The sequence below is a fragment of the Vibrio sp. TH_r3 genome, assembly GCF_033101115.1.
Classification (GTDB): domain Bacteria; phylum Pseudomonadota; class Gammaproteobacteria; order Enterobacterales; family Vibrionaceae; genus Vibrio.
Genome location: NZ_JAWMPW010000005.1, coordinates 129113 through 142703, shown reverse-complemented (window position 1 = coordinate 142703; position 13591 = coordinate 129113). Strand labels below are relative to the sequence as shown.

Below are 13591 nucleotides of genomic sequence, written 5' to 3'. Positions count from 1 at the left end.
ACATTTTATCAGAAAGGTGAGAATATCCAAGTTTTAATAATCTAAACAAATAACATTAAACTAAAATGAAAATATCAGAAAAGTGACTAAAACTTGCGGTTACTCTAGCGGACCTCTATAAGGTACCAAACTATGTTTTGATTTTTAAACAATGAAGATAGATAACTGATACAACAAAACCAAAAGTTTCACCAATTATATTAATCAAACGTAAAAGTGCGACTAGAACGAACGCGTCGGATTCAGGCAATAGCCCATTAGAAAAAAGAATAAAGACACTTTCTCTAATTCCGATACCTCCAGGAGCGCCTGGTACAACAAAACCAACAATCCAAGCAGTAGAATATAACAGTATAGCCAAACTCAATGAAATCGGTGCAAAAAGAACTTGATTTGAAATAAAAAAAGTAATATAGCCAATAGAAATAAAAAACAACATATACAAAAAGAACACTTTCGAAAAAGAACACAACTCCTTAAATAATGAGCGTTTTTTTAAGTTTAAATAAAAAATTAACACTATAATCCCGACAAAAAAAATAGGAATATAACTTTTAATAATTTTCAATAACTCATTTTCCGTCTCGACAAAAAACAACAAACTCAAAACCGAAACCAAACTAGCTGAAGCTCCTAAAAATAAAAATTCAATCACACTGCTGAATAACAATGATCTATGACTAGCACCATATTTAACTGAAATAACTTGTCGAGCGATTAAATGAAATACATTCCCAGGCACATATTTATAAACTGCTGTTTTTAAATACACTGCTAATAAAGTAATATTGAATTTTTTTGACTCTTTTTTTTCTAAAAAGAACCTCCATGAGTAAGCTAGAGATACTTGTAAAACAAAATAAAAAAAAGACATTATAAAAAGGACATCTAAATTCTCTACAATATTAGAACTTTGGGTAAATACAGCATCTAAATTCCTAGCAAAAACCTTTATAAAAAAAATCATTGAGCAAACAAAAAACAAAACCTTTATAATTATTTTTATTCTTGAATTTTGACTGAATAACTTCATAATTTCCTAATAACTTTAGCTGGATTTCCTGCGACGATGCAGTTAGCAGGAACATTTTTCACTACAACACTACCAGCTCCAATAATTGAGTTTTCACCAATTAAATTACACTTTGACAAAATAATAGCATTAGCACCAATCCATGCATTATCACCAATATATAGGTGACTATGCTCTATATTCCAATCGTCTTTAATTTTACCAGCCTCAATCTTATGTTCGTGCGTCTCTATAATCACAGATTGGCTAATCCAAACATTTTTCCCTATATCCACCCCGCCACTATAATCAATCTCAACATTACGATTAACTGAGAATCCGGTTCCGATGTTTAATTCACATCTATGGTTTTTAAGTTTTCCAAAATGCGGTTTTAACAAAGCAAAACCACTTGAGATACTAACATTACCATCTATTGAGAATAATCTTTTATAAAAAAAAACCCTCAACCAATACAATGGAATTAAATCAAAAATAGAAAGGCCAAGGATGCTTTGAGACCCTCGATAAAAAGCTTCTTTTAAATATGAGGTCATTTTTTTAACTCGGCCTTTATTTGTTCCAATAACGTTCTATTAACAGCTATGATATCAGCTAAAAATGCGACTAAGAATGTCTGAAAACCTAATCCAACTAGTAATCCAGATAAAATAACAGACTGAACATGCCCATCTCCATCTCCTATAATGTAGTAATATAGAAAACGGAAACCTAAACATAACCCGAAAAAGACTAATATTGCAGCGATAGATGAAAACACCTTGAATGGTTTATATACTACCGAAATTCGAATTATTGTAAATATTGATCTCTTTACATACTCAGGGATACTAGAAAAAAGTCTAGATGGTCTTAAATCTTCGTTAGTTCTAATAGGCACCGAAGTTATAGGGATATTCTTTCTTCCAGCTTGGATAATTGTTTCTAGTGTATATGTATAGCCATTATATACATTCAGTTGGATAGCGCATTCTCGACTAATAGCTCTGAAACCACTAGGAGCATCGGGTATATTAGTTTTGCTTGCTTTCCTAACAACATATGAACCGAATTTTTGAAGTAATTTTTTAATTGGCGAAAAATGATCAGTAGTGCTAATAGGTCTCTCTCCTATCACATACTCAGCTTTGCCATCTAAAATAGGCTTCACTAATTTAGGTATATCTTTAGCCTCGTATTGATTATCAGCATCCGTATTGACTATTACATCAGCACCCAATTTTATACATTCACTAATTCCTGCAAGAAAACCTTTAGCCAAACCTTGATTTGTCTTAAAGGAAACAATATGATCTACACCACAATCATTAGCAACATTAACTGTATCATCTTCACTCCCATCATTGATAATCAGCCACTCGACAGTATCGAAACCATCAACTTTTCGCGGTAGTTCTTTTAAAGCTAAAGCTAGAGTACCAGCTTCGTTATAACATGGTATCTGTATTATTAATTTCACTGAAATTCATTCTCTATATAAATATTAATTAAATGTTATACCTTTAAGCATTATACCTAATTGGCGGGTATCACTATTAACTCCAAGCTCCTTGGGAGATTCAGCATTAGTCACATCAATAGAAATCACATCACATGATTTTATAGGTATAGTAACCTGAGCATCTACATTTGCTTTAAGAACTTTAGATGAAGTATAACTTCCACATGTAAAGTCTATTGATTTGTATTTATTATCTAAACCAAAAGGTCGAACGTCAAAGGTAACGTTACTATTATGGGACACGTTATTAAATCGAGAAATATTAACAAATGCTTTAGGTTTTGACCAAAAATAATTAGACTCCATTGGATACCAACCTACTTTTAAAATCTCATGCAACCATTCATTTTGATATTCAAATAATATCGGACTTGTCCACTTGTCTAATCCTAAATCATCTTTTTCGTACAAATACCAATCTCTAATAACATGAGATCTTCGTATGTCAACTTCGTTTATCATTATATTACTAAAATAAAAATGAGAGCAATTACTTTCAGCATTATTAATACTTCCTTTCACAAAAGAATAATTTATTAACCTCCATGACAAGTGATAAAACGGCATGTAATCCCAAATGTTTTTTATTCCAGAAGTATTGTATAATACACAAGTATTATTAACGGCTTTATTACGAATTAGGTTTGCAGAGTTATCAAAACCAGAAAATTGTTTACTTCGTTTAGCATGCCAATTCATATAAATTGATAAAGAAACAACAAATGATGCAAAAATAATTGATATGACTATTTTTTTATTATTTATCAATAAAAGAATAGTATATAAAGCTGCTGGAAAAATCAAAAAACTCGCGTCAAAGGTCTTATCAAAAAAATAATAAAACCAGAACGAAGAAGAGTTGACATAAGAAAAACCCCATGAGCTATCAAATACAAAATAAAAATATATACTCATTATAATGACAACTACAAGAGAAGAAGAAATGTATCGGTTCGTTATTCGTTTTTTTGAAAAAAACGCATCAAAGCCTAAGATCATTATGGGTGCTATCAATGGTTCAATATATCGACCATACATAAAATGATCTAGCCTAGTAGCCGCCTCAGATTCCAACGAAAACATCATAGCAGTCAGTATCTGTGTACCAAACACAGAAAGAAATAGAAATAAATAGTAATAATTAAACCTTCGGCCTCTGTAAAGATTTAAAAAGCACATCATCATACCAATAACAAATAACCCACCAGTTGAAAGAGTTAGATAGAGGCTCTGCCCAGAAAACCTGAGAAATAAATCTTTAACCGATTGGTAATCGAGTAAGACGGAAAATAATTCACCTATGTGAGGATAATGTAGTTTTATATCACCAAGACTTGCCGTAGAATGCAGTATTGCTTCAAACTCACGATATATATAGAGAGAAAAAAAATAAATAATGCCAAAAAAAATAACATCATACGGTTTTTGTTTCGAAGAGAATAAAGTTAAAGTAATAGCAATGAATATAACTATAGCTTTCGGGTTTACGATATATAATAAAGCTGTCAGGAGTGATAATAGCAGTAATAAATACCGACTATTTTTAATGTGAAATTTTACAAGCACTATATTTAAAAACAAAAAAACCAAAGAAAAAACATTCTCTGACATCACGTATCCAGAAATAATAATATAAAATGGATATATTGAAAAAAGAATAGGAATGAATTTTTGATACGATTTTATATATCCATTATCGAATAAAACGTCGTATAATTTAAATATAAGAACAACATTAAATGCATAAATAATACTATTAATCAGTTTAACACCAATTAATATTGAGTCATAACTGTCAAAAAAATAAAAGGCAGGCCAGATAAAAAATGAATAGCCTAGCGTCCAACTACCAAATGCATCTGTTTTATTTCCAGTTAATGCTGATGCTCCAGCCCAGTATGCAGATTCATCGGGAACAACAGTGAGAGAAGACACGATATAACTACAAAAAATAGACACTATCAAAGAACTAATGAAAATAATTATATAATTTTTTTTATTACTAACCAAACGAGTATCAGACCACCACATTTTTTATTCCTTTCAGTGTATTCGTCCAGTACACTCTTGCTCTACTATTTTTTTCTTCTTCATTTAGTTCCGTACAAAGAGTATTTTCGAAACAGTACTTAATTTTTTCTCGAAATTGAGTGTCATTTCCACATACGAAAACATTTGTATATTTATCAAAGTTATCGAATCCTCGGCAAGACATTTCTGTAGCGACAACTGGTTTATTCGAAATAATAGCCTCTGCTGTTTTTAAATTGGATCCTCCACCATCACTAATCGGCAAGATTATTAATGTACATTCATATATTAATGCAGATAGTTCTTCATTAGATACATACCCCAACCTCTTAACTTTATCGAAATTTAGATAGCTAGCAATATCTGCCTCTTTAGGCATAAAATCATCTAAAATATTTGAGCATCCGCCAACAGAAAAAATAAATTCATCCATGCCTAACCACGATAAAGAACCGCTCAAGTTATCCCAAAACCCTTGTGCATTGGGTGGATATGCACTACCAACAAATAAAGCGTATTTTTTTCTTTTCCCAAGTTTTTTCCGAAGACTTTTCCTGATCGCTGTAACTCTATCATTATTCAATATAGGAGCGACACCATTAGGACAAACATGTGCATTTTTATTCATTAGAGTAAAATATATATCTGCATCATTGTTTGTACAACAAATAACATCATCCGCATTATTTATAAAGTCCATTTCAATAGACTTAATTGTATCAACAACATTATCATTATCTTGGATCATATTATTAGAAAACAATGATTTTTTCGTTTCAAACTCTACATTTTGTGACGAATAAATTATTTTTTTAATCAAATTCGGGTGCTTTTGTTTTATTCTTTTTACGGCAGGCCAAAGCCAGGGCTGTTCAATAAAAATATAATCTGGTAAATGCTCTTTTAAATGGTGAACTAAAAAGCTTTGGCATTTTTTACTTTTTTCGCATATTAAAGCAGTCGCTAAATCGGTAGCATATGGAGTACTAATTTCTTGCGAAAGTTGATGTGAGTCCATAATAAAATCATATTCATCATCAAAATGCACATGGGAAACCTCTGAAAATGAAACAGATATAACGTCATGACCTAGTTTTTCTAGTTGCTTTCGGATTTGGTAAACCCTGATTTGCCCGCCGTGTCTCGGTTCTTTTATGGGATAAGTTGATAACTGTAATATTTTCATTAATCTTGAGCCTTATTTAAGATAAAAGACACAAAGTCTTTAGAAAAACGTTCCCAAGAGCGTTTTTCAAACTTATTTTTAATATCTAGTTCTAAATTTTTTAAATAGTCTTCATCATCTAATAATTGACCTATTTTTTCTGTCCAAACAATAGGATCATTTTGCAGCACAGGCATTAAGGATTGGGTTGCCTCTTTTAGTGACGGTGCTTCCGAAATCAAACACACCTTCCCATAACTTAATGCTTCTGAAGCACTCAAGCCCCAACCTTCTACTATTGAAGGAAATACACAAAACTTACATTGAGAATATAGTTTAGATAATTCACTATCACTTACTGAATTTCTAATTTCGATAAATTCACTAAATTTTTTTTCGGAATTATACTTTTTAAAAAAATCATCTACACCCCAACCATGCATACCAACAAGAATCAATTTCGGAGTCGTTTCACCGCGTTTTTCTATCAATTCTTCCCACACATCTAAGAGTAATTTGTGATTTTTTCTTGCTTCTATTGTACTAACAAACAAAACGTAGTTATCTTGACTCAAGGAAAGCGATGTGGTTTTATTATTATCTATGTCACCTCCCAAGTGTATTGTTTTAACATCAGGCATCACGCCCATGTCCTGTTTATTTATCATATCAATTAGTATTTTCTCAGAGTATTTTGATATACAGAAAATTTTGTCACTGAGATGTACTAAATTATATATATGAGTATAGAAAACCTTGCCAAAGTAATCAGAATGGACCAATTCAGGGTGTGTAACTGGAATAGCATCATAAAAGCAAGTCACCACTTCAAACCTAATTTCATTCTTATATTCATATAACAACCTATAATTTGAGAAATCCCAATCTAATCCGATAGAAACAAAAATATCACCTTCCGAAATTGGTATGCTCCTATCTCTTGATATTTCTTCTTCATGAAAATTGATTTTTTCATTTAATTCCACATTAGATTCAAGAATTGAGATATTACTTTTTTTCAATAAGTAAAGGTTTCTAGCGATATATTTTATAAAACCAGGCGAGCGATGATACACTGCTCTTGCTACGACACGAAAATTCCCACCTTTCAATTCTTTAATAAAAGTAAGGATTAATCGAACTAAACTATATTTCCTAATGATTTCTTTTTTTACTAGCTTAAATCTATTTTCTTTTTCCCACAAACCATTATTTAAACGTTCTAAAATACTATCTACTTCATATTGCTCACATTCTACAATTTCACTTTTATCATCTGAAAAAAAAACAAATTTAACATCCAGATTTTCATTACTAAAATTGACAAACTCCAATAAAGTTCTAGTTATTCCAACCGGGTATCGATTCCATTTTTTTAGTGTTGTAATATCAATAACTAGTGCCATTACCTATTTCCTCGAACCTTTCTAAGCAACATAGAGAGCCCTCTTAGTGGTTTTGTAACTTTCCATGATCTGCTATTATAGATTTCATCAACTTTTTGATTCAAATAATCTAATTGTTGCTTTAGAGTATCTAGTTCATATGATATTTTTTTACATCTTTTAGAGTACAGCTTCGATATATCTTGTAAGGTCACACCATACTTCAATGAAAATTGACTGTCGAATTGGCTCAAGATTTCCGAACTGGCTTTCTTTTGTGCAACAATGGCGTAATCGGGACTCACACCAGACAACACATCATATAATTCGATAGGTGTTGACTCATCAAAGTTTTTCAAATGATTTAACCCCATGATTTTATTTCGAATAAAACCATTATGCTCACAAAGAAAACTGAGTAGCGCCGATGGTATAGGTTTAATATGTGTTGGATCAAAATAAAAGTTATTGGTTCCAACGATTATATTTTCAGGATTTGGTGTTTCTAAAATTAGTAAACCGCCGGGTAGAAGTACTCTCTCAGCTTCAGATATAAACTTGAGTAAATCGTCAAATGGTAAATGCTCAACTACATGAAACGCACTAATAACACTATGGCTCATGCTAGGAAGATTTGTAAGGAATTCTACTCCATCACCTTCTTTTACCGATAGTTCTCTTTCAATACAGTCAGCCAACATACCTTCGTTTAAGTCTACACCAAATGCTTTAAAGTCACTTTCAACCATCAACTCTAACCATTCGCCTCTACCACAGCCTAAGTCAAATACTTTTGACTCTGCGTAAATATCTCGTAGAATATTAGTGAAAGGCAAGTATTGCTTTCTTAATTCATAAATATGCTCTCTTGGGGCATAATTTTTCTCTTCAAATTCTCGATAAAAATCATACTTCATACTTAACTTCAACCTTAGGCAACATATAATTGCAACCAATAAAATCCACTGTATCTTTATTTATTACATTGAATATACATTCTCTATCTCTCCACTCATAATTGCGAGACATATGATCTTCACCTGAATGTAAAGCTACTGCAATAGAATATGTACCTACACCCAGCGATGCTTTAAAACTAAATTCAACTACGCAGCTATTTGATATACTCAATAAACTAATGTCTTCTTTTAGCGCTTTCGAATTAATACCGAATATATGTAACCCTAACCTATCTTTTACTAGATATCCTACACTAAAATCTGGACAATCCGCTTTTTTCTCTATTTCAATTGATAAAATCACATTTTGATTCACAGTTACTGAATCTATTTTATTTCTATTTTCATCTAATAAAAAAACTTTTTTGAACGTAACTTCTCCAGTTCCTGAAATTGTTTTTCCGCCTAGCTCAATATAGTCATCTTGTTGTATTTTATTTTCTTCATTTCCCTGTTTATTTGCGATCATAGCATTATAATAATCCATAACAACTTCAGGCTTATCAATTAACTCAACTTTACCTGAGTTTAATAAAATTGCTTTATCACAGATACTTTGTATTGCTTGTTTATCATGTGAAACAATCAGCAGCGTAGTACCAAGTTCCCTGAACTTTCGAATACGACCGAAACTTTTATGTTGAAAATGAGTATCACCAACGGACAATGCCTCATCGACAATTAAAATATCGGGTCGGATAGCTGTTGCCACACTAAATGCTAAACGCATTTGCATACCGCTAGAATACACTCTAGTAGGTTGATCGATATATTCACCAATCTCGGAAAAGTCAATGATTTCGGGCATTAATTTATCTAACTCTTCTTTTGATAAACCTAATAATTGACCTGCCATATAAGCATTTTCTCTACCTGTAAAATCAGGATGAAAACCCATACCTAGTTCCAATAGAGCTGCAACTCTCCCATCGAGAGAAATAGAACCAATTGTAGGTGCTGAAGTTCCAGTAATCATTTTTAATAAAGTACTTTTTCCCGCACCATTAATTCCAATAATTCCTACAGCTTCTCCTTGCTCTAATTCAAAGCTGATATCTTGTAAAACCCAGTTTAATTTATGTTTTGTGCCGCTAAATGGATTAATCCATTCAATTAGTCGAGACCATTTAGTGGGATAAGTCTTAAAAGCTTTCCCTACATTTGAAACTACAACCTTGCCCATTAAAGTTCATCCACCATTTCATTTGAATGTTTTCGATACAATTTAATGCCAAACACACATAATATTACACTAAGAATAAATACCGGAAGTAAAGAATAAAAATTAGGAACTTGTCCTCTTACAATAATCATTTGTAAGGCATTAAAAATTGTCGTTAACGGATTTAACATAACAATAATCTGTATTTTTTCAGGGAGAATATTTAATGGATAAATTATAGGAGTCCCCCAAAACCAGAGCTGTATGCCTACTCCAACTAACTGTCCGATATCTCGAAAAAAAACATTAAGAACACCTAATGTAATTCCTAGCCCTACTGCAAAAAGTATTAAAATACATAAAATAGGTACAGATAGAAATATGACCATCCCTGGAAAAGTTCCAGAAAGAACAAGGAATATTATAAACAGAGAAAATATTATACTAAAATTCAACAGTGCGCTTAAAATTGATATGATTGGTAAACACAAACTAGGGAAGTTTATTTTTTTCAGTAAATTCGAGTTTTCTAAAAATATATTGACATTTCTAGAAAAAACCTCTGAAAAAAGCCCCCAAGCCAAAATTCCAGTACACAAATATATGCTATAACCGAAAGTACTATCTACTCCAGGAAGTTTAGCGCGCATTAGTTGACTAAAAATAACTGTATAAACGAATATCATTGCAAGTGGATTAATCACATTCCATAGAGCACCCAACATAGAGTTTTGATACTTCACTTGGAATTCTCTTTTAACACTTCCAAGTATAAACGCTCTGTAAGACCACGCATTTTTAAAGGTATTACTTATCATCACATCCCTTAACACTGAAGTATTATACTTGCTTAAGTCTGACTATATCGTCTTCATTAAGATATGTTCCAGATTGAACTTCAATTAAATCTAAAGGTATTTTCCCTGGATTTTCTATTTTATGAGGTACACCTATAGGAATATAAATTGACTGGTTCTCTGTGATGAGAGAAACTTCTCCACCTCGTGTTACTTTGCCTGTTCCAGAAACTACGATCCAATGCTCTGCCCTGTGATAGTGCATCTGTTCACTTTGCTGTTCTCCTGGTTTGATGGTGATTCTATTTACTTTATATTTACAATTAGTTTCAATTGCATCTATATGTCCCCATGGCTTATATTGTTCTCTATGTTCTCTATATTCAGCACGATTGCTAGACTTCAAATTCTCTACCACTTTTTTAACTTCTTGAACTTTAGATTTATCCGCAACTAATACAGCATCTTTCGTTTCAACAACTACAATATTTTTGACCCCCACTGACGCAACTAATTTATTGGGCGCATAGATATAACAATTTTCTGTGTCTTCGATTATTGCATCGCCATGAATTACATTACCGTTAATATCTTTTTCAGAAACTTCCCATAAAGCCGACCAGGATCCTACATCACTCCACCCTGCATCCATTGGAACGACAACTGCTTTATCTGTTTTTTCCATTACTGCATAATCAACTGAATCATCAGGGCAATTCAAGAATGCACTTTCATTTACTCTGATAAAATCGTAATCTATTTTTACATTGGAACAAGATTCTTTGCATACGTTATAAATACCAGGGGAATGTTTTTTCAGCTCCTCAAGATAAACACTTGCTTTGAACATAAAACAGCCACTATTCCAATAGTAATGTGGGCTTTTTAAATATTTCTCAGCAGTTTTTTTATCTGGTTTTTCTACAAATGAATCAACTTGAAAACCACCGTTATCAATTTCTTCACCTCTACGTATATATCCATAACCTGTCTCTGGTGCACTAGGTACAACTCCAAATGTAACCAATTGATTATTCGCAGCATAACTAAGCGCCTTTTCGACGGAGGTTTGGAATGCTTGCTTATTCAACACGACATGATCGGCAGCTAATATAAGCAAGATAGGATCATCTCCATTTTTTATAGCCTGAAGTGCTGCTAATGCTATTGCTGGTGCTGTATTTCTTCCTGCTGGCTCTAAAATTATTTTTGATTGTTGGCCAAATTGGCGAACTTGTTCCGCGACTATAAAACGATGATCCTCATTAGAAATGATAATTGAGCCCTTTACATCCATACCATCTAATCTCTCAAGAGTAGATTGAAGCATAGTAAGCTTATTACTATTATCTAGAGCAAGGAATTGTTTAGGAAAAGCAGAGCGAGATAGAGGCCACAATCTAGAACCTGAACCTCCAGCCATAATGACAGGTATAAACATTTTATATACTTATTTTAATAGTTAATTAACACAGTTGCTATACATTCAAAGTATCTCAACCAATTCAAAAAAGAATCATCTGAAACATTTACTAAATTAATTCAAACAATAGCTCATTAAATGCAAATTTTTATAATATAAGTGCATTTAACACTATTACGAATTTCTTACATCAAAAAGGAAAAAACAGCGGTATAAAACATAACGAAACCGCAGTATAAACCAACGAAACTTTCCAGCCTGTTTTGATAAAATCCATGACTTTATAGCCCCCTGCGTTCATAACCATTAAATTGGTTTGATACCCAAAAGGACTAATAAAGCTGGCACTGGCTGCATAAGCCACCGCCATAATAAATGGCAATGTACTGACGTTATAAGCCGTTGCGAGAGATAAACCTATCGGCAACGTTATTGCGGCTGCCGCAGTATTGGTAATTGTCTCAGTTAGTAGCACCGTTACGATAAATAAGATAACTAATGCAAAGTACGGATTTTGAGATCCAACAAAAGAGAATACCCCATCGGATAGAAAGTCGGCTAAACCTGACTCTCTAAACGCTTGAGCAATAGACAGCGCACAAACCAATATTAACCAAAGTTCGAACGGGAAGCGTCGCCTTAATGTGGTGCCGTCTAATATGTCGCTCGCTACCATAAAAATAAGATACAGCGCCATCATTTCAAGCAATGATACCGAACTAACAACCGAAACTAATATGGCGGCAATAAAACCGCCAATAGCAAAAAAATTAGCTTTAATACTCAATGGTTGATGTAACTGCTTACCAGTAAGTATAAAAAAATTGCGACTTAAGTTTTGTCGTTTACTAAAGTCTTGACCGACAGCCAGAACCAACTTATCCCCTGCAAAAATAGATTGTTCGCCTAACTTACCGGATAGTTTTTGACCTTGGCGTTTAATCGCCACAACCGCGGCATCAAATCTTGAGCGAAATTCCGTATTTTTAAGAGTGCGGCCAATCAATATCGATTCTGGGCTTACAATCACTTCAATTAAGTTTTCCGATAACAATTTGCTGCTGTCGGCAAAAACTTCCACTCCGTCCAGCATATTTAATTGTTTCACTTGGCTAACATCACCAGTGAAAATCAGTTTATCACCTTGTTGGATTACCATATTAGGAGCAACCGGTGACAGTAATTCATCGCCTCTTACTATCTCGGCTAAAAACAAACCATCTAGTGCTCTCAGACGGTTTTCAATTACACTTTTCCCGATCAGTTTACTGTTGGGTAACACTTCTGCATCAATAAAATAAGCATCGGTATTGTCTTTTGTCGAATCTGAACTTTTTAGACGGTAGCTAGAAAGTGCAATCACACAACCGACCAGAATAAACAATAATAAACCCACTGGTAAAAAACTGAAGAAGCTCAGAGAAGGCAGTCCTTGCTCAATAATCAAAGCATTAACAATTAAATTGGTTGATGTTCCTATTAGAGTGATGGTACCGCCAACAATAGCAAAATAGGAAAGCGGCATAAGAAGGCGAGAAGCCGCATGCTCTTGATTTCGTTGTATGCCACTCATCATGGTTGCCACTACTGCGGTATTGTTCAATAACGCAGAAGAAATAGCCGTTCCAATGCCTAATCTAAAGATAGTTTTTCTATAACTAGGACGAAAAACCTTGCTTGAAATCCAAGTTAATAGTTGAGTTTTTTCTAAAACTAAAGAAGCTAACATCAAGCTGATCAACGTCAGTACAGAGGTATTAACAATATTACCTAGCACATCTTGTTGAGACACATTGTCAGTAATATAAAGGACAATTACGGTACCAATAAACAATAGAGAAGGCCGCACATTGGAAAAAACCAATGCAGCTAAAAGTGAGATAATAACAATACTGGTAACAAGCATGTTTACGCCAACATCAAATTGAAATGACTTTCAAAGTTTTCATTATTGCCATCCGAGCGTAGATATTAACAAAATTTGAGCACGCTACCGCCCTTAGGTAAGCCTCCTAAATGGCAATAGTATTTGAATTATTTTACCGTACGTACGAGTTATCTACGCTAGCGGGCTGTTGATTGTACAGCAGTGCTAGGGTATCTTCTACCCAAAAACGATACCAACCCTATGAGAA

11 protein-coding genes are annotated in these 13591 nt (G+C 33.1%); all 11 read right to left on the bottom strand.

Going from position 1 to position 13591, the window contains the following annotated elements; translation table 11 throughout:
• Positions 1-130: 130 nt before the first annotated feature.
• Complete coding sequence (locus tag R3X26_RS07305) at positions 131-1033, bottom strand: hypothetical protein (protein ID WP_317716561.1); 903 nt, start codon at positions 1031-1033, stop codon at positions 131-133.
• Positions 1030-1569, bottom strand: a complete 540-nt coding sequence (locus R3X26_RS07300; RefSeq protein ID WP_317716560.1) for an acyltransferase — start codon at positions 1567-1569, stop codon at positions 1030-1032. The genes R3X26_RS07305 and R3X26_RS07300 overlap by 4 nt, the downstream gene beginning before the upstream one ends.
• Entirely contained in the window at positions 1566-2492 is a 927-nt protein-coding gene (locus R3X26_RS07295; protein WP_317716559.1) for a glycosyltransferase family 2 protein, read from the bottom strand. Before R3X26_RS07295 ends, R3X26_RS07300 begins: the two co-directional genes overlap by 4 nt.
• A gap of 24 nt (positions 2493-2516) precedes the next feature.
• On the bottom strand, positions 2517-4565 hold the full coding sequence (locus R3X26_RS07290; RefSeq protein WP_317716558.1) for a hypothetical protein: 2049 nt from the start codon (positions 4563-4565) through the stop codon (positions 2517-2519).
• Positions 4552-5751 carry a glycosyltransferase gene (locus tag R3X26_RS07285; RefSeq protein ID WP_317716557.1) on the bottom strand — a complete coding sequence of 400 codons (1200 nt, stop codon included), beginning with the start codon at positions 5749-5751 and terminating at the stop codon, positions 4552-4554. The genes R3X26_RS07290 and R3X26_RS07285 overlap by 14 nt, the downstream gene beginning before the upstream one ends.
• Positions 5751-7136, bottom strand: coding sequence for a glycosyltransferase (locus R3X26_RS07280; RefSeq protein WP_317716556.1), 1386 nt, complete (start codon positions 7134-7136; stop codon positions 5751-5753). The genes R3X26_RS07285 and R3X26_RS07280 overlap by 1 nt, the downstream gene beginning before the upstream one ends.
• Positions 7136-8032, bottom strand: a complete 897-nt coding sequence (locus R3X26_RS07275) for a class I SAM-dependent methyltransferase (protein WP_317716555.1) — start codon at positions 8030-8032, stop codon at positions 7136-7138. The genes R3X26_RS07280 and R3X26_RS07275 overlap by 1 nt, the downstream gene beginning before the upstream one ends.
• Entirely contained in the window at positions 8022-9257 is a 1236-nt protein-coding gene (locus R3X26_RS07270; RefSeq protein WP_317716554.1) for an ABC transporter ATP-binding protein, read from the bottom strand. The genes R3X26_RS07275 and R3X26_RS07270 overlap by 11 nt, the downstream gene beginning before the upstream one ends.
• Positions 9257-10054 (bottom strand): ABC transporter permease, encoded by a 798-nt coding sequence (locus R3X26_RS07265; protein WP_317716553.1) that lies wholly within the window; start codon positions 10052-10054, stop codon positions 9257-9259. The genes R3X26_RS07270 and R3X26_RS07265 overlap by 1 nt, the downstream gene beginning before the upstream one ends.
• A 22-nt stretch (positions 10055-10076) precedes the next feature.
• On the bottom strand, positions 10077-11474 hold the full coding sequence (locus tag R3X26_RS07260; protein WP_317716552.1) for a mannose-1-phosphate guanylyltransferase/mannose-6-phosphate isomerase: 1398 nt from the start codon (positions 11472-11474) through the stop codon (positions 10077-10079).
• Between the two features lie 172 nt (positions 11475-11646).
• On the bottom strand, positions 11647-13362 hold the full coding sequence (locus R3X26_RS07255; protein ID WP_317716551.1) for an SLC13 family permease: 1716 nt from the start codon (positions 13360-13362) through the stop codon (positions 11647-11649).
• Positions 13363-13591: the final 229 nt, after the last annotated feature.

Excerpts from the sequence above, each read along its gene's own strand:
- R3X26_RS07305 (WP_317716561.1), bottom strand. The coding sequence starts at position 1,033 with ATGAAGTTATTCAGTCAAAATTCAAGAATAAAAATAATTATAAAGGTT.
- R3X26_RS07300 (WP_317716560.1), bottom strand. The coding sequence starts at position 1,569 with ATGACCTCATATTTAAAAGAAGCTTTTTATCGAGGGTCTCAAAGCATC.
- R3X26_RS07290 (WP_317716558.1), bottom strand. The coding sequence starts at position 4,565 with ATGTGGTGGTCTGATACTCGTTTGGTTAGTAATAAAAAAAATTATATA.
- R3X26_RS07285 (WP_317716557.1), bottom strand. The coding sequence starts at position 5,751 with ATGAAAATATTACAGTTATCAACTTATCCCATAAAAGAACCGAGACAC.
- R3X26_RS07280 (WP_317716556.1), bottom strand. The coding sequence starts at position 7,136 with ATGGCACTAGTTATTGATATTACAACACTAAAAAAATGGAATCGATAC.
- R3X26_RS07275 (WP_317716555.1), bottom strand. The coding sequence starts at position 8,032 with ATGAAGTATGATTTTTATCGAGAATTTGAAGAGAAAAATTATGCCCCA.
- R3X26_RS07270 (WP_317716554.1), bottom strand. The coding sequence starts at position 9,257 with ATGGGCAAGGTTGTAGTTTCAAATGTAGGGAAAGCTTTTAAGACTTAT.
- R3X26_RS07265 (WP_317716553.1), bottom strand. The coding sequence starts at position 10,054 with ATGATAAGTAATACCTTTAAAAATGCGTGGTCTTACAGAGCGTTTATA.
- R3X26_RS07260 (WP_317716552.1), bottom strand. The coding sequence starts at position 11,474 with ATGTTTATACCTGTCATTATGGCTGGAGGTTCAGGTTCTAGATTGTGG.
- R3X26_RS07255 (WP_317716551.1), bottom strand. The coding sequence starts at position 13,362 with ATGCTTGTTACCAGTATTGTTATTATCTCACTTTTAGCTGCATTGGTT.